Source organism: Arthrobacter sp. Y3221114 (assembly GCF_059092625.1).
The window spans coordinates 85,907-99,836 of the sequence record NZ_JBNHHW010000005.1 but is presented as its reverse complement, the minus strand read 5'-3'; the positions used below and the strand labels follow the sequence as shown (position 1 = coordinate 99,836).

The window sequence follows — 13,930 nt, the reverse complement described above, 5'->3', positions numbered from 1 at the left end:
TCTATGGCGATTGAGGCGCTGGATGAGGCTCCGGAAGCAGGGCAGGATGATTCCGCCCTGCTAGCCCGGATCCGCGCCGAGGTCGGTGAACTAAATAATCGCCTTCGAAACGAAGGGCTGACACGCAGTACCAAGTCGGTGGCCAAGACGGCGGCACAGGTTGAAGAGTTGGCCAACATTGTTGGCCAAACCCAGCTGATCGTCGCCGGCATCATCAAGGCGCAAAACATCGCCGCCGTTGGAGAAACGGACAAGCCGCATGACCCCGAGGAACCGAATCATCGTCTGCGCGGCGCCTACAAAACGAACGAAGACTATCTGCGGGCGAAGCTGGGCATTCCGAGGCAGGAGGCCGCACGACGGTTCCAACTCGCGGAAGCCACCGAAGCCCGCCCGGCGCCTCAGGGCAAGCCTGTTGCGCCGCCCAGGCTGCCGGTGCTCGCGCGTGCAATGGATGAAGGAATGGTCTCCGGCCAAGCCGCAACTCTGATCCGGAAGGCTGTCGACGGGTTGCGTCGCACTGCCGACCCGAAACAGCTCCGCGAGATGGAAGAGGCACTGGTTCAGCATGCCTCGGATTACGACGCCGACTCGCTGAGGCTGCTGATCCGGCATTGGGAGGGCGGCCTCAACCCAGCCGGTGCCGACCTCGGGCCTGCCGAGCTCAAAGCACGCCAGGGCCTGTTCTACCGCGGTCGGCGCAATGGCCTGCACTGCTACGAAATTAACGCCACCGATGAGCAGAACGAGGTTCTTGCAACCGTCTACAACACCGCCACAAACCCCCGCTTGAGGGATGGGACGGCCACAGCCGTGGCAGTAGGATTTGAAGCGGTTGACGCACCCAGCACAGACTCTCAGTTGAACGGCGCTATCAATAACGCCGACGACTTCGTCACCACAGACGCTCAGGACCCCGGACCGGACGCCTTTGTTGACGCAACGGTAGAGGACGGGCGTACCCGCCAGCAGAAGCAGCTCGACGGACTCATTGGCGCCTGCAAAACCGCGCTCACCACGGATTTGCTGCCCGCCGCTGGCGGTCGCCGCCCGCAGCTGCTGGTCACCATCGACTACAAGGACTTGGCCTCCGACGTCGGACGTCCGGGAACCAGCACCTTCTCCGGGCCGCTGAGCGCCAAGACGATTCGGCGGATAGCTTGCGATGCCGACATCATCCCGGTGATCCTCTCCGGCACGGGTGCGATTCTGGATGTTGGCCAAACACAGCGGCTGTTTCCGAAGTACATGCGGCTGGCGATCATCGCCAGGGACGGAGGTTGCGCCTTCCCTGGCTGTAATGCGCCCTCTCCTTGGACGGAAGTGCATCACATCCAGTGGTTTGAAAAGGGTGGTCCGACCTCTGTCGACAATGGGGTCTTGGTTTGCGGGCACCACCATCATCTGCTGCATCAAGGAAATTGGCGGGTCGAGGTGATCAAGGGCGTGGCTTGGTTCTTACCGCCGCTCAGTGTCGATCCAGCACAAAAGCCGCTCCGCAACCACGTGTGGATGAAAGACGCGCGGCTGCCCGAACGCCTGCCCGAGCCGGCGGCGGTGGGCTCAGGCTCCCGTCAGTCAGGCGGCCCTTCACCTGGTGGAGACCTATTAGACCCTGACGCGGCGGCCCTCAGGACGCCGATCCGCCAGTCGGGTCCGCTGAAGGTCCCCATGCAGTCGGAACTCGATATCGGAATGGATAGCACCGCGGGAGCCACCGCGCCCGGCAGAAGTTCCAGTCCATTTGACGGTTGGCCGGCCCAGCCTGAAACTCCCCCGTTCTGACAGCCGGCGTTGTCGCAGGGACCCCGCGCCGCAGTCGGGCCTAAAGGCTTTCCCATTCCGCGCAAGAGCGGTTGGGAGTAGTCAGGCGGTTGCCTAACTAGCCAGCGCCGTTGTTGTGGCAGGCCTGCTGCATGGAGGCCAGGGCGTCGGCCGGAATCTGGTCGCCGGATTCGGCGATCTGCGACATCGGGCCGGTGATCTCTGCAGGAACACCGGCTGCGTCGGCGGCGGAAACCAGACCCGCGAGCATCTCCTGTTCCTCTGCACCGATGCTTCCGTCCTGAATCGGGGCGCACACCTGCTTGACTGCTTCCCCGACCGCTGCGTTGGCCAAGTTGGACGCGGCTTCGTTCACGGCCGCGGAAGCAGAGCTGGCGGCTTGGTCGACGGCGTCGGAGGCGGCCTGTTCGACCTGCGCACACCCGGTAGCAAGCAGAGCGACGAGTGGCAGCATGAGCAGTGCGGAGTTTCGACGAATCACCCTGCAACTTTACTATGCCGCGGTTGCGTTCCTGCGCGGGCTCCGCCAGCGGGCTTAGCCTGGACCCTGGGCCGACCAGCGCCAGCACGCCCCTCGGCGCCCGGACAATGGCCGATCCCGGACCCGTCAGAGATGGCCACGTGCTCACAGCTCGGCCTGCCGGCAGCCGCCGATCGCTGCCTGGGCCCAGTCGTCGCACCCTCGGCTGACCGCACCAACCAGGGCCTTCGGCCAACCAGCCGTCAAGGGTAGTCAGCCAGCGGGGCCGTGGCTACGCTGGCAAAGAGGCACAACCTCACGGAGGAATCCAGATGGGCTTTGACCAGTATCACGAACCCGCCGCAGAGCTCTCCGCCGAGACGCGGACCTTTGCGCGTATGTGCGCCAACCTTACAGAGGAAGCCGAGGCCATCGGCTGGTACGAACAACGGATGTCGCTGGAGAAGGACCCGGAATCGGTCGCCATCATGGAGGACTCCCTGGCCGAAGAGTTCAAACATTTCAGCATGGACTTGGAGTTCCTCCTTCGGAGGAAGCCGAAGTGGCGCCAGATCGCCCGGGGAACCCTCTTCCAAGACGGCGACATTGTGGCCAACGGCGGAGCGGCCGAGGCAGCAACTGCTGCCGGTATAGGCACGGAGGGGCCGGTTCCAGTCTCTGCTCATGGGCCCGCTGGCCGCTCTCCGTCGGGTGCGGCAACTCATACGTCCCCTCGCCGGGGGCCGGCCGGTTCTGATTCGTCGCTGGGAATCGGCAGCCTCAAGGAGGACTTCTCATGACCATGGATCACCTGCTGCGCGAGCATGCCCCAGTCTCCGACGGTGGTTGGGCGCTGTTGGACCGCGAGGCCAAGGAGCGACTCACCGTTGCCCTCGGCGCCCGCAAAATGGTGGATTTCGCCGGTCCATTCGGCTGGGAGTATTCGGCCACAAACCTTGGCCGCACCGAAAGCATCACGGGGCCGGCACTGGCCGACGGCGTGACGACGCGACGGCGCGGCGTGCTTCCCTTGGTGGAGCTGCGGGCACCTTTCAAGGTTTCCCGGTTGGAACTGCTTGACCATGACCGGGGTGCGGCCGATGTGGACCTGACGGACTTGGCCGAGGCGGCGATGCAAATTGCCATCGCGGAGAACGCGGCCGTATTCCACGGCTGGAGACAGGTGGGCATTGAGGGGGTCACGAGCGCCACCCCGCATTCACCGGTGCCTCGCGTGGCTGACTTTAATGACTACCCAAAGCGCATTGCCAAGGCTGTCTCGGCCCTGCTCCAGGCCGGCATTGGAGGTCCGTTCGGCCTGGCACTCGGCCCAGGGCATTACACAGCCGTAGTAGAGGCGACCGAGCGCGGCGGCTATCTGTTGTCCGAGCACCTGCGCAAGTTGCTGGGCGGTCCGATTGTTTGGGCGCCGGGAGTCCGCGGGGCCATAGTGATGAGCCTGCGCGGCGGGGACTTCCTGTTTGAATCCGGCCAGGACCTCTCGGTTGGCTACGACCGGCACGATGAGGAGTTCGTCCACCTGTACATCGAGCAGTCCTTCAGTTTTCGGGTGGCCACGCCGGAAGCCGGGATCCATCTCACCGGCAGCGACGGCTAGGACAGCGGAACCGGACCCCATTCCGTGGAGGTCTGGCCGGCGCACCCGCCCGACGGAACCGGGGTACAAGGCATAGATTGGGATGGACCACACCGAAAGGAACCCCATGTCACGCATTGCCATTTTCGGAGGCCACGGCAAGGTCGCGCTGCACCTGTCCCGCATCCTCACCGCGCAGGGCCACGAAGTCAGCTCCATCATCCGCAATCCGGACCACGTCGCCGACGTCCGGGACACCGGAGCGGTGCCCGTGATCGCCGACGTCGAGACGACGACCACCGACGATTTAACAGACCAGCTGCGCGGCCACGACGCCATCGTCTGGTCGGCGGGCGCAGGCGGAGGCAATCCCGCGCGGACGTATGCGGTGGACCGGGACGCGGCCATCCGATCGATGGACGCAGCCGTGGCGGCCGGGGTGCAGCGCTACATCATGGTGTCTTATCTGGGCGCCGGCAAGAACCACGGAGTGCCGGCGGACCACGCGTTTTTCCCGTACGCAGATGCCAAGGCCGCCGCGGACGACTACCTGAAGTCCTCGTCGCTGGACTGGACGATCCTGGGGCCGAGCTCGTTGACGTTGCAGCCCGCGACCGGGAAGATCCAAGCCGGACCGGGCACTCCCGGCGGTGAAGTGAGCCGCGAAGACGTTGCAATGGTGGCGGCCGAAGTACTGGCGGTGCCTGCCACGGCAGGCAAGGTGATCGAGTTCATCAACGGCGGCACGCCGATCAGCGAGGCCGTCCGAAGCGTGTGATTTTAACCATAGAACCCCGCGCCGGTCTCAGCGCGGGGTTCTGAAGGTTGAGGATTTAGCCTTCGCAGTCGCGGCAGTACTTCTCGCCGTTCTTTTCGCGGGCTACTTGGCTGCGGTGACGGACGAGGAAGCAGGAGCCACAGGTGAATTCGTCCTCACGGGGAGGAACAACCTGGACCACCAGTTCTTCACCGGAGAGGTCGGCACCGGGCAGATCGATGCCCTCGGCGGTGTCCGAATCTTCGACGTCGATCAGCGCCGTCTTCGCACCGCCGGAGCGCTGAGCCTGAAGGGCTTCGAGCGACTCATTATTGTTGTCGTCGTCCTTGTTGCGCGGTGCGTCGTAATCGGTTGCCATGCGGGTTTAAAACTCCTGAAGCTCTCGTTGTTTTGACCTATCTGCGAGCGCCCATCATAGCCGCTCTTCCAGAGATTTCAACATCGGTCAACAACGCCTCACCCACGGCGATAATTCCCATTTCCCCGCGCCGTTGCTCGGCGGGCCCGAGCCGAATGACACCGCTGTGAGCAAGGCCACTGCCTGAGGCCGAGGGGGTCCAATTGCGAGGGGATTAACCAGTCACAGCCGAGGGTCGACCAGCCACTGGCAGTAGCCCGCTCAGTTACTGCCAGTGAGCCGCCCTCAAGAGGGCGATCAGCCGGTGCCAGGGATCCTCAACAGGGACTGTCGAGGGACTCCGTTAGAGAACCGCCAGCGGGCCAACAGCGGCCACGGTCGCCACGGCAGCCGCCCAGCAAAGCAGGATGACTACAGCGAACCCGGCCAGCCAGAGCGAGGCCGGCACTCCGGTCCGCCGCGCCATGATGAACGCGTCGGAATTAGCCAGTTGATGCCGGCGCCGGGTATGCACGCTCAGCAGATTCAGCCAGTCCCGTACAGCTCCCACCAGAAGTCCGGCGCCAATGGCGAGCGTGAGGTGCCCGAGCATCTCCACCGGTGCGAACCACACGAGCAGTTGAGCGCCCACCGCCAACCCGACAGCGATGACGACGCCCTCGAGGTTCCGGATGAACAAGAGCGTGGCAAGCAGCAGCAGCGCGCTGATGGACAGGGCGGCACCGGCCCAGCCGACGAACGCGGCCCACACTAACGCCGCCCCGACCAGCGCGGGCACCGGGTATCCCCAGAAGCCGGTCCAGGCAGCCGACGCCCTGCCCGCCCCGCGGCTGATCATGGCGCCGGATTGGTCGAACCGCAAATGGATGCCGCGCACCAGCCGCCCCGTGGCCAGCGCCGCGAAAGCGTGCCCCAGCTCGTGGACCGCTGTGACAAACAACCCGAAATAGCGCCAGCTGGCCCGGGGCACCGACAACAGCAGCGCCACACCAAGGATGAGTCCCAACTCCAGCACTCCGGTTTCGAGTGGTTCACCGCGCATGAAGCCGGCGGTGATCCGCGTCCACCATTCGGCGGCGAATTGCTGCAGCAAGGTTCCTCGTTTCATCCGTGACTACGCGATATAACTAGACCACATCGCCGACCACCGGAGAGCTCCCCATGGACAAGCTGGATTTCAAGAAGGACCAGAAGGAGCTGTACGCCCCGGGCAAGGATTTCCAGCTGGTCACCGTGCCACCCATGCCGTTCCTGCAGGCGGACGGTCACGGCGATCCAAACACGACAGACGGGTACGTCCAGGCGGTCGAGGCCTTGTACGCAGTCTCCTACACGCTGAAGTTCGCCAGCAAGAAGCAGTTCGGTCGCGACTACGTTGTCGGTCCGCTGGAAGGCCTCTGGTGGGCGGAGGACATGACCGCGTTCACCCGACGGGCCAAGGACGAGTGGTCCTGGACGATGATGATCCGCCAGCCTGACTGGCTGGAGCCGGCACACATTGAAGACGCAATGCGCCAAACGGCAGCCAAAAAGGGGCTTCCTGCGGTGGAATCGCTCCGGCGCGGGTTGCTGGACGAAGGGCTGAGCGTCCAGATCATGCATGTTGGTTCGTACGACGACGAAGGTCCGGTTTTGGCCCGGCTGAGGGATGAATTCCTGCCGGCCAACAAGTTGGAACCGAACGGGCACCACCACGAGATCTATCTCGGCGACCCACGCAAGACCGAACCGGCCAAGCTCAAGACAATCCTGCGCCAGCCGGTGCGCGGTACCTGAGCGCCCGGCCAAGCGGGCATGCCCTGTGAGACCTGGGCTTGGTACGGACCGGACGGCCGGCGCGGGTTCGGCCAGTTCAGTCCGTGGTCCTGCCTCGTGCCTCAGCCGGACAGCCGAAAGTTGACACTTCAACATAATTGCTGCCAATATTTGATTGAAGCGTCAAGTTATTGATGCTTATCGCTCGTTCCAGACGGCCGATCCATAGACCATCGAAACGGTGAAAACATCATGACTAATTCCGCTTTGACCACCACTGCACGCACAGTTCTTCGCGTCGTCCTGGGCTTCCTCTTCGTTGCCCACGGTTGGCAGAAGTTCAACGAATGGACCATCGCCGGCACCCAGGCCTCCTTCGGCCAGATGGGCGTCCCGGCCGCCGACATCGCCGCACCGATCGTGGCCGGCTTGGAGCTCGGCGGCGGCATCGCCCTGATCCTCGGCCTGCTGACCCGGCTCGTGGCAGCCCTGTTGACGCTGGACATGCTCGGCGCCCTGGTGCTCGTCCACGCTCCCGCCGGCGTCTTCGTGGACGGCGGCGGCTACGAACTGGTGCTGCTGCTCGGCGCCGCATCGCTGGCGCTGGCGCTGGTTGGCCCCGGCCGGATTTCGGTGGACCGCGCCGTTTTCGGCAAGACCAAGCTGGCCCCCCTGGCCTAACCACTCAGGTGGCCCGGCCACAGCTCGCCGGGCAACCGCCGGAACGGGCAGGCGCAACCGAAAGGCTGCACCTGCCCGTTTTGCTGTCCCCGGCAGCAGCCGTTCACAGCACACCGCCGCAAGTGCGGTGTGCGGCGCGCGGCGAGCAACGGCGGTGGTGCGCTGTCGGAACACATCCGGCCGCGTGGCCCATGTGCACGGCGGCTGGATACCTGCCCGTCCGCGCCGGGCATGCAGCGGTGTCACGTCAGGCGGCCACCAGAATGGGCGGCGGCCCGCCTCGAGCGCGACCGTCCAGTTGCCTGCCCGCGTCCATCGGGGCATGCGGCGCCAGGTCCCGGTCGGCCAGGCCGACAGAGGTCGGTTCCTGCCGCGCCTCTGCAGCGGGCCGCACGGGCGGTTTGGCCTGAAGATCCAGCACGGTCCTTCCTTCGACCGCCGCGAGTTCACGATGCACTGCTGCCAGGAAGGCGGCCAGCCCGGAGCCCAGCGACGCACAGACCGCCGCAAGGATCTCCGAGGAGGCCTCCTTACGTCCGCGTTCGATCTCCGACAGGTACTGAAGGGACACGCCGGCCCGGCTGGCTACGTCGTCGAGGGTGCGCTGCTGGCGACGGCGCTCCCTGCGCAGGACCGCCCCGTAGATGTCGCGGAGCAAGGGTGGCGGCCCTGAACCTGGACGACGGTGAAGCTGTTGAAGTTCGAGCACGACGGAACTCCCTTCTGGCTGCTTCCATCGTAGGAAGCTGCGCGGCCGGCGTCAGCAGGGTCTGCTCAGGGCAGAAGGCGGCCCCGTGGTGATGGCTGAGCGCGCCACAGCGCACTGGTCCGGATGGCATCATGCTCGCTCCAGGGATGCTGTGGTCTTGGATTGGCGGCGTGTTCGGAAGTTTGAGTCGCTAGGCGGCGATTTCGGCCGATCGGCGGCGTGTGCGGACGTTACAGTCGATCAGCCGCGCGGACCCTTGTAGGGTGGCGGCATGGCACCTCTACGACCCATCGGTTATTGGCTGAAGCTCGTTGACCGGCTGCTCGACGAGCAGTTCGTCGAGACCATGGAGGAACACGGCATCACCCGCCGGCAGTGGCAGATGATGAACCTGCTGGCGGACAAGCCGTCCACGGCCGCTGAACTCGCGGAAGCTCTTGGACCTTTCATTCCGGAGGCCGAGGGCGAAGGGCCCCAGGAACCGGTCGAAGAACTTGTGGAAAGCGGCTGGGTCAGCGCCGAGGACGGTCACTACGCGCTGACCGATACCGGACGGGCCAGCCTGGCCTCACTCGGTGAGGTGATCGACCGCACGCGTGCCCGCATGGCCGACGGCATCAGCGAAGAAGAATACGCCGCCACCCTTGACGTGCTGGAACGGATTGCCCGCAACCTCGGTTGGGACGGTTAGGAAAGACGCGGCGCCGTCGTCGTCGTTTCAACGGAAGTTCGACTCGCCCAGGTAGGGCTCCAGTATCGTCCGCTGGCGCTCATTCAGGCGCAACAGCCGGCCTGTATCTGTGTGGAAGAAGGCGAGCGTGGTTTCCGCCAGCACGCATTGCTCGGCGGTTACAGGGTCCATGATCCGGTAGGCGATGGTCAGGCTGGCGCCCTTGATCGCGCTGATCCAGACCTCCACGTGTGCCGGGATGTTGCGGTAACTGAGCGGCCGGACGTACTTCACCCGGTGCTCCGACACCAAGGCCTGGGTGGATTCGGGCAGGTCGGAAAAGACCGGCAGGTCCACCTCGAGCCCGGGGCCGCCGGTACCTGCGGGAGGCCCGAACGCATGGATGCGCGCCTCCTCCAGGATGCGCAGGATTTCCACATTGTTGATGTGCCCGTAGGCATCCATGTCACCCCATCGCATCGGGACGTTGCAGGTGAGGCGCTGGTCGGAAGGTGTCTGAGTCATCGCCCGATTTACTTTACCGGCCGTTTACGCAGGGGAAACTGTTTGGCATTCCGGATCGTGAACCCTATAGTGGGAGGGCGCCACAGAGTGTGATGCGCAACACAGGTCTCATGATGAATACATACAAAACAGAAGATACAGCCAGCAACACTGTGGGATTCGACGTTTGGGTGGACGTCGAACTGCACGTAGATACCCAGCTGGGACTCATCCAGTTCTGCCTCGAGGGTGAACGCGTTCTGGGTTGGTCCGACGACATTGACGCCATCGCTGCGGCTGCCTCGGATTCCGGCGGCGCCGCCCAGTGGTGCGAAAAATACTCCAAGCTCCTGGTGCCGAGTTCGCGCAAGGGGGCGGGCAACCGCTTCTTCACCGTGGCCCGCTTGGATCAGGAGAACGACGACGACGAGGACCGGCCGGCAGCCTGACACCTGGCCCGCATCGGGTTCGTTTCGTCCGACTGGGCGCGGGCATCCGGCCGTGCCGTTAAGCGACGCATGTGCCAGCGTCGCTTGCCATGTGACGTCGCCGTCGCCGCGCCGACTGCGGAGATGGTTACCATGAAGCCGTGCCTACTTCTTCACCCTCGCCCCGCCCGGAACGCAGCAAACTCGCCGATAAACTGCTGCGCGGCGGCACCGAGCCCGACCCGCGGTTCACGCTGGCCAACGAACGCACATTCCTGGCGTGGATCCGCACGTCGCTTGCCCTCCTGGCGGGCGGCATCGCGGTTGAGGTTTTCACCGGCGGCGTCTTCGTCCCGGAGATCCGCAAGACCATCGCCATCATCCTCCTGGTCCTGGCCATGGCGATAGGCGGCGGCTCGTTCTTCCGCTGGCTCAACGTGGAGCGGGCCATGCGGCATAAGACTCCCCTGCCGTTGCCGCTGATTGCCCCGATCCTGGCCATAGGCGGCGGTGTGGTGGCGGCGCTGCTGGTGGTCTTCGTAGTCCTGCGGCCGTCCTGATGCGACGCGCCCGTGCCATGCCGGAGCCGGAACACCACGACGCCGGCCTGCAGCCCGAACGCACCTCCCTGGCCTGGAGCCGGACCACCCTGGCCATGATCGTCGCAACAGCCATGTTCCTGCGCTGGATGCCGGAATACGGCTGGTTCACCGGCACTTTGGTGGCCGTGGCCTTGTGCACGGCGTTCGGCATCTACATCACGCAGAAGCTCCGGTACCGACGTGCGGTCTCCGGCGTGGCCGACGAGAGGATCCACGCCGACGCCGCCGCTGCCGCCTGGGTTGCCGGCAGCGTGGTGGTGCTCGGCGCGCTTGGCATCTATGCCGTCCTGTTCCTGGCCTTGGACTGAACCACGACGACGGTGCCCGCGTGCCGAGCGGCGTGACGTCTGGGCGGCACGGGCGACTAACGGCGTGGTGAGCCGCGGCGATGAGCAGGTGCGGTGAAAAGCGGCGGTCGGCGCGCTCCGGCGTGGAGGCCGCCACGGTGGTTAGCAGCAGCGCGGCGCCGTTGTCAGCAGCTGTGGTCGGCCGCGGCGGAAACCAGCGTACGGGTTGCGCGGGAGTCAGGCCAGTGCGTCGCGGTAGACCCAGCGGCCGTCCTCACGCACGAACGTGCTCTTTTCCTGCTGCGCCCGGTTCTGGCCGCCTTCGCTGTAGGTGGCGCGGAACTCCACGGTGCCCGCGCGGTCGGATTCGCCGCCGCGGACGGTCTTGAGGATCTCCAATCCGGTCCAGTGCAGTGCGGGGTCCAACTCAAGCTGGGCGGGCCGCGTTTCCGGATGCCAGGTGCGCAGCAGATAGGCGGCGTCGCCGGCGGCGAACGCCGTGTAGCGCGACCGCATCAGGACTTCCGCGGTCGGCGGCTCGGCATCGCCGCGGTGGAACGGCCCGCAGCACTCGCCGTACGGCCGGCCGCTCCGGCACGGACAAGGCATCGTCAGGGGTGTCACCGCGGGCTGAGCGTCGCCCCGGGTTCGCGCGTTCCGCATGGTCAGTGGGACAACTGCAGGGCAGCCGCGTAAATGTCCGGCAGGTTGTCATTGCGGCCGGCCTCGCGCCGGGCCACCCAGACCTCGAAGGCAACCCGGACCACTGCCGCACAGGTCTCGAACGCGAGCCTGATCTGCAGGTCATTGACCCCGTCGCGGCCGAACCGATCCGTCAGGGCGTCCACCAGTCCCGTTGTCCGGGTGGCGTTGTGTTTGAGCATGGCCGCTTTAAGCAGGGGCTCCTTGCGGATGAGCTGGTTAACGAGCAACATGCGGCGGGCCGCCGGGGCGTCGTTGTCCGCATACCCCTGCATTACTTCTTGGTAGACGCGCTCAAGCTCTTCGCGCGGGTTGCCCGCCGGATCGATCGTGAGCAGCCCGGCCTCAAGCGCGGCGTCGAAATCCTGGTGTGCCGGCAGCGCGGCTTCTTCCTTGCTGGCGAAGTACCGGAAGAACGTGCGCTGGGAGATCCCGGCGGCGTGGGCTATGCCGTCCACAGTGGTGGCATCCACGCCGTGTTCCTGGAACAAATGCAGCGCAGCCTCGCTGATTTCCGTCCGGGTCTGGCGCCGCCGCCGCTCCCTCAATCCGGGTGCAGCGACAGGGAGCTCAGCCGTGGTCGGGCCGGGCACATCGGTTCTGGAAGCGCCGCTGGTCGGCGTTTTCTGTGGCATAGCAGCTTCCAAGATACCCCATATTTGAGTATTCGCTGCCAATGTGGCAGTATCTGCCATAATGGCATGAAAGGGCATCAATGAACATTAAAGTTGGCGACACCCTCGTCTATCCCCCACACGGCGCTGTTACCGTGACCGATCTGCGGACCCGTCCGTTCAAGGACTGCCAGACCAAGTTCGTGCAGTTCCGCGCACACCATGACGGACTGCTGATCGAACTGCCGCTGGGCAACGCGGAAACGGTCGGCGTACGCAAGGCCATCAGCAAAAAAGGCGTCAAGGAAGTCTTTGCGATCCTGAAGGCGAAGGTGCCGGAGGATCAGGAAAACTGGTCACGCCGGTTCAAGGCCAACCAGGAAAAGATCAACAGCGGCGACATCTACCGGGTCAGCGAAGTGGTCCGCGACCTCTCGCTGCGGGCCATCGAACGCGGCTCCTCGGCAGGTGAAAAGCACCAGCTTGAACAGGCCATGCGGATCCTGTCCTCGGAGCTTGCCCTGGCCGAGAAGACTGACAACGACACGGCGCGGGCCATGATCGAAGCCGTTTTCGGTCCGCTCGAGGCCACCGTATAAAGGGCGGCATACGGAGGAATAACGTCCGGGCGCTGCCCATTGACGCACCGACGGCGCCCCACTCCACCAGGAGTGGGGCGCCGTCGGTGTTTACAGGATTCCCAGCTGCTGAAGCTGGTTCGCCAGGCCTTTCCCGTCGGAAGCGTAGATCCAGGGGATGCTGCGCGCGGGTCCCACCGGGCCGTCCTGTGAACGGCCACCGGCCAGCACCGCCTCGCTGACCGACAACTGGCGGATGGCGATGGCCGCCACATGGTCGGGATAACGCAGCGCAAAGCCGGCGTAGATGGCTTCGTCGTGCTGGCCGTCGTCGCCGATCAGCAGCCACTTGATGTTCGGGAATTCTTCGGCCAGCCGCCGTAACTGGTCCACCTTGTGCATCTGGCCGCTGCGGAACCAGCGGTCCTTCGTCGGCCCCCAGTCCGTGAGGAGCAGCGCGCCGTCCGGATACATGTTCCGGGACAGGAAGCGCGTCAGCGTCTGCGCAACGTTCCAGGCGCCGGTGGACAGGTACAACACCGGGCTGCCCGGATGCTCACGCGTCACCCGCTCCAGCATCACCGCCATGCCCGGCGTGGCGTTGCGCGCATGTTCGTCCAGCACGAACGTGTTCCACGCCGCGAGCATCGGGCGGGGCAGCGCCGTGACCATGACCGTGTCATCGACGTCGGACACCACGCCGAAGCGCGCCTCCGGGGGCACCACATAGACCGCCGCTTCCACGGGCTCCGAGTCCTCGCAGCGCAGCGTGACGGTGTGCCAGCCGGGAGCCAGGTTCACGGAGACCTTGGAGTCCACCACGCCACCGCGGTCCGCCACCACTTCGTGCTCGGTGCCGTCGGCGTGGATCGTCACCCGCGCATTGGCCACTGGCGGGCTGATGAAATTCCGCCAGCCGCGGATGCCGTCGGCAACCAGTTTGGAGGGCATGCGGCCGTTGTCGAACGCGCCGGGCCGCGCCATCACTACCCGGGCAAGCACGCGGATCCAGCCGTCGGTGCCGTAGCCGGTAAACGGCATCACGGTGGCTACGTCGCCGCGCTGCCGCGCCCGCCGTTCCCGGACCGCCTGCCAGCGGTCTTCAAGGCGCATGCCGATGTGGGCTGCCTTCTCATGGAGATCTTCGCCGTTGCCGGTAATGGATGCCATGGTCCAAGTCTGTCATGCACACGCTTTCCGGCCCGAACCCGCACCAGCGCGCCGCCTCGACGTCAACCGCGGGCACGCCCCACGGCGCTGACTTCCACACGGGGTCTCTTGCCCGACGTCCGCTTCCCCGCGGGGCCCTCCCGACCGACGCCGCTCCCCCGACGGCGTTGGCTCCCCCGCGGGGCCCTCCGGACGGCCTCAATACCCCGTGGATCCTCTCGACCGCGCCGACCGTTCCGCAGGTCTTGCCCG

19 protein-coding genes are annotated in these 13,930 nt (G+C 65.4%); 11 read left to right on the top strand and 8 right to left on the bottom strand.

Features of this window, described 5'->3' with window-relative positions:
• Positions 1 to 3: 3 nt before the first annotated feature.
• Positions 4 to 1,785 carry an HNH endonuclease signature motif containing protein gene (locus tag AC5RV3_RS12620; protein ID WP_494122420.1) on the top strand — a complete coding sequence of 594 codons (1,782 nt, stop codon included), beginning with the start codon at positions 4 to 6 and terminating at the stop codon, positions 1,783 to 1,785.
• A gap of 97 nt (positions 1,786 to 1,882) precedes the next feature.
• On the opposite strand, the gene AC5RV3_RS12615 is transcribed toward AC5RV3_RS12620, so the two are convergent.
• On the bottom strand, positions 1,883 to 2,266 hold the full coding sequence (locus AC5RV3_RS12615) for a hypothetical protein (RefSeq protein ID WP_494122419.1): 384 nt from the start codon (positions 2,264 to 2,266) through the stop codon (positions 1,883 to 1,885).
• Between the two features lie 311 nt (positions 2,267 to 2,577).
• Between AC5RV3_RS12615 and AC5RV3_RS12610 the strand changes: the two genes are divergently transcribed.
• From AC5RV3_RS12610 to AC5RV3_RS12600, 3 genes are all read left to right on the top strand, one after another.
• Positions 2,578 to 3,045, top strand: a complete 468-nt coding sequence (locus tag AC5RV3_RS12610; protein ID WP_494122418.1) for a ferritin family protein — start codon at positions 2,578 to 2,580, stop codon at positions 3,043 to 3,045.
• Positions 3,042 to 3,863: a family 1 encapsulin nanocompartment shell protein gene (locus AC5RV3_RS12605; protein WP_494122417.1), complete on the top strand. Its 822-nt coding sequence runs from the start codon at positions 3,042 to 3,044 to the stop codon at positions 3,861 to 3,863. Before AC5RV3_RS12610 ends, AC5RV3_RS12605 begins: the two co-directional genes overlap by 4 nt.
• 106 nt (positions 3,864 to 3,969) lie before the next feature.
• Positions 3,970 to 4,620, top strand: a complete 651-nt coding sequence (locus AC5RV3_RS12600; protein ID WP_494122416.1) for an SDR family oxidoreductase — start codon at positions 3,970 to 3,972, stop codon at positions 4,618 to 4,620.
• A gap of 55 nt (positions 4,621 to 4,675) precedes the next feature.
• Here the strand turns inward: AC5RV3_RS12600 and AC5RV3_RS12595 are convergent, their stop codons facing one another.
• Positions 4,676 to 4,978, bottom strand: a complete 303-nt coding sequence (locus tag AC5RV3_RS12595; RefSeq protein ID WP_493979582.1) for a DUF4193 domain-containing protein — start codon at positions 4,976 to 4,978, stop codon at positions 4,676 to 4,678.
• Between the two features lie 343 nt (positions 4,979 to 5,321).
• Positions 5,322 to 6,071 (bottom strand): M50 family metallopeptidase, encoded by a 750-nt coding sequence (locus AC5RV3_RS12590; protein WP_494122415.1) that lies wholly within the window; start codon positions 6,069 to 6,071, stop codon positions 5,322 to 5,324.
• Between the two features lie 68 nt (positions 6,072 to 6,139).
• Between AC5RV3_RS12590 and AC5RV3_RS12585 the strand changes: the two genes are divergently transcribed.
• Positions 6,140 to 6,754, top strand: coding sequence for a GyrI-like domain-containing protein (locus AC5RV3_RS12585; RefSeq protein ID WP_494122414.1), 615 nt, complete (start codon positions 6,140 to 6,142; stop codon positions 6,752 to 6,754).
• A 231-nt stretch (positions 6,755 to 6,985) separates the two neighbouring features.
• Complete coding sequence (locus AC5RV3_RS12580) at positions 6,986 to 7,414, top strand: DoxX family protein (protein WP_493987694.1); 429 nt, start codon at positions 6,986 to 6,988, stop codon at positions 7,412 to 7,414.
• Positions 7,415 to 7,661: 247 nt separating this feature from the next.
• Here the strand turns inward: AC5RV3_RS12580 and AC5RV3_RS12575 are convergent, their stop codons facing one another.
• The gene (locus AC5RV3_RS12575) at positions 7,662 to 8,123 is read right to left on the bottom strand and encodes a helix-turn-helix domain-containing protein (RefSeq protein ID WP_494122413.1); all 462 of its coding nucleotides are present in this window, start codon (positions 8,121 to 8,123) and stop codon (positions 7,662 to 7,664) included.
• Positions 8,124 to 8,394: 271 nt separating this feature from the next.
• On the opposite strand from AC5RV3_RS12575, the gene AC5RV3_RS12570 reads away from it, so the two are divergent.
• Positions 8,395 to 8,814 carry a MarR family winged helix-turn-helix transcriptional regulator gene (locus AC5RV3_RS12570; RefSeq protein ID WP_494122412.1) on the top strand — a complete coding sequence of 140 codons (420 nt, stop codon included), beginning with the start codon at positions 8,395 to 8,397 and terminating at the stop codon, positions 8,812 to 8,814.
• 27 nt (positions 8,815 to 8,841) lie between these two features.
• Here AC5RV3_RS12570 and AC5RV3_RS12565 read toward each other — a convergent pair whose 3' ends face one another.
• On the bottom strand, positions 8,842 to 9,318 hold the full coding sequence (locus AC5RV3_RS12565; protein ID WP_494111598.1) for an acyl-CoA thioesterase: 477 nt from the start codon (positions 9,316 to 9,318) through the stop codon (positions 8,842 to 8,844).
• Between the two features lie 110 nt (positions 9,319 to 9,428).
• Between AC5RV3_RS12565 and AC5RV3_RS12560 the strand changes: the two genes are divergently transcribed.
• The 3 genes from AC5RV3_RS12560 to AC5RV3_RS12550 all read left to right on the top strand — a co-directional run bounded on the left by AC5RV3_RS12560 (position 9,429) and on the right by AC5RV3_RS12550 (position 10,635).
• Positions 9,429 to 9,746 carry a hypothetical protein gene (locus tag AC5RV3_RS12560; protein ID WP_494122411.1) on the top strand — a complete coding sequence of 106 codons (318 nt, stop codon included), beginning with the start codon at positions 9,429 to 9,431 and terminating at the stop codon, positions 9,744 to 9,746.
• 140 nt (positions 9,747 to 9,886) lie between these two features.
• The gene (locus tag AC5RV3_RS12555) at positions 9,887 to 10,285 is read left to right on the top strand and encodes a YidH family protein (protein ID WP_494111597.1); all 399 of its coding nucleotides are present in this window, start codon (positions 9,887 to 9,889) and stop codon (positions 10,283 to 10,285) included.
• Entirely contained in the window at positions 10,285 to 10,635 is a 351-nt protein-coding gene (locus tag AC5RV3_RS12550; RefSeq protein WP_494122410.1) for a DUF202 domain-containing protein, read from the top strand. The genes AC5RV3_RS12555 and AC5RV3_RS12550 overlap by 1 nt, the downstream gene beginning before the upstream one ends.
• Positions 10,636 to 10,851: 216 nt before the next feature.
• Here the strand turns inward: AC5RV3_RS12550 and AC5RV3_RS12545 are convergent, their stop codons facing one another.
• Together AC5RV3_RS12545 and AC5RV3_RS12540 are read right to left on the bottom strand one after the other, a co-directional pair.
• Complete coding sequence (locus AC5RV3_RS12545) at positions 10,852 to 11,223, bottom strand: YchJ family protein (protein WP_494122409.1); 372 nt, start codon at positions 11,221 to 11,223, stop codon at positions 10,852 to 10,854.
• Positions 11,224 to 11,279: 56 nt separating this feature from the next.
• On the bottom strand, positions 11,280 to 11,951 hold the full coding sequence (locus tag AC5RV3_RS12540; RefSeq protein ID WP_494122408.1) for a TetR family transcriptional regulator: 672 nt from the start codon (positions 11,949 to 11,951) through the stop codon (positions 11,280 to 11,282).
• Positions 11,952 to 12,031: 80 nt separating this feature from the next.
• Here AC5RV3_RS12540 and AC5RV3_RS12535 point away from each other — a divergent pair, with 80 nt between their 5' ends.
• A complete protein-coding gene (locus AC5RV3_RS12535) occupies positions 12,032 to 12,529 on the top strand; it encodes a CarD family transcriptional regulator (protein ID WP_494001708.1) in 498 nt (165 codons plus the stop codon).
• 90 nt (positions 12,530 to 12,619) lie between these two features.
• Here AC5RV3_RS12535 and AC5RV3_RS12530 read toward each other — a convergent pair whose 3' ends face one another.
• Positions 12,620 to 13,678 (bottom strand): App1 family protein phosphatidate phosphatase, encoded by a 1,059-nt coding sequence (locus tag AC5RV3_RS12530; protein ID WP_494122407.1) that lies wholly within the window; start codon positions 13,676 to 13,678, stop codon positions 12,620 to 12,622.
• Between the last annotated feature and the right edge of the window lie 252 nt (positions 13,679 to 13,930).

Coding starts and splice junctions, on each gene's coding strand:
- AC5RV3_RS12620 (WP_494122420.1), top strand. CDS start 4: ATGGCGATTGAGGCGCTGGATGAGGCTCCGGAAGCAGGGCAGGATGAT.
- AC5RV3_RS12610 (WP_494122418.1), top strand. CDS start 2,578: ATGGGCTTTGACCAGTATCACGAACCCGCCGCAGAGCTCTCCGCCGAG.
- AC5RV3_RS12605 (WP_494122417.1), top strand. CDS start 3,042: ATGACCATGGATCACCTGCTGCGCGAGCATGCCCCAGTCTCCGACGGT.
- AC5RV3_RS12600 (WP_494122416.1), top strand. CDS start 3,970: ATGTCACGCATTGCCATTTTCGGAGGCCACGGCAAGGTCGCGCTGCAC.
- AC5RV3_RS12595 (WP_493979582.1), bottom strand. CDS start 4,978: ATGGCAACCGATTACGACGCACCGCGCAACAAGGACGACGACAACAAT.
- AC5RV3_RS12585 (WP_494122414.1), top strand. CDS start 6,140: ATGGACAAGCTGGATTTCAAGAAGGACCAGAAGGAGCTGTACGCCCCG.
- AC5RV3_RS12580 (WP_493987694.1), top strand. CDS start 6,986: ATGACTAATTCCGCTTTGACCACCACTGCACGCACAGTTCTTCGCGTC.
- AC5RV3_RS12570 (WP_494122412.1), top strand. CDS start 8,395: ATGGCACCTCTACGACCCATCGGTTATTGGCTGAAGCTCGTTGACCGG.
- AC5RV3_RS12565 (WP_494111598.1), bottom strand. CDS start 9,318: ATGACTCAGACACCTTCCGACCAGCGCCTCACCTGCAACGTCCCGATG.
- AC5RV3_RS12560 (WP_494122411.1), top strand. CDS start 9,429: ATGATGAATACATACAAAACAGAAGATACAGCCAGCAACACTGTGGGA.
- AC5RV3_RS12550 (WP_494122410.1), top strand. CDS start 10,285: ATGCGACGCGCCCGTGCCATGCCGGAGCCGGAACACCACGACGCCGGC.
- AC5RV3_RS12545 (WP_494122409.1), bottom strand. CDS start 11,223: ATGCCTTGTCCGTGCCGGAGCGGCCGGCCGTACGGCGAGTGCTGCGGG.
- AC5RV3_RS12540 (WP_494122408.1), bottom strand. CDS start 11,951: ATGCCACAGAAAACGCCGACCAGCGGCGCTTCCAGAACCGATGTGCCC.
- AC5RV3_RS12535 (WP_494001708.1), top strand. CDS start 12,032: ATGAACATTAAAGTTGGCGACACCCTCGTCTATCCCCCACACGGCGCT.
- AC5RV3_RS12530 (WP_494122407.1), bottom strand. CDS start 13,678: ATGGCATCCATTACCGGCAACGGCGAAGATCTCCATGAGAAGGCAGCC.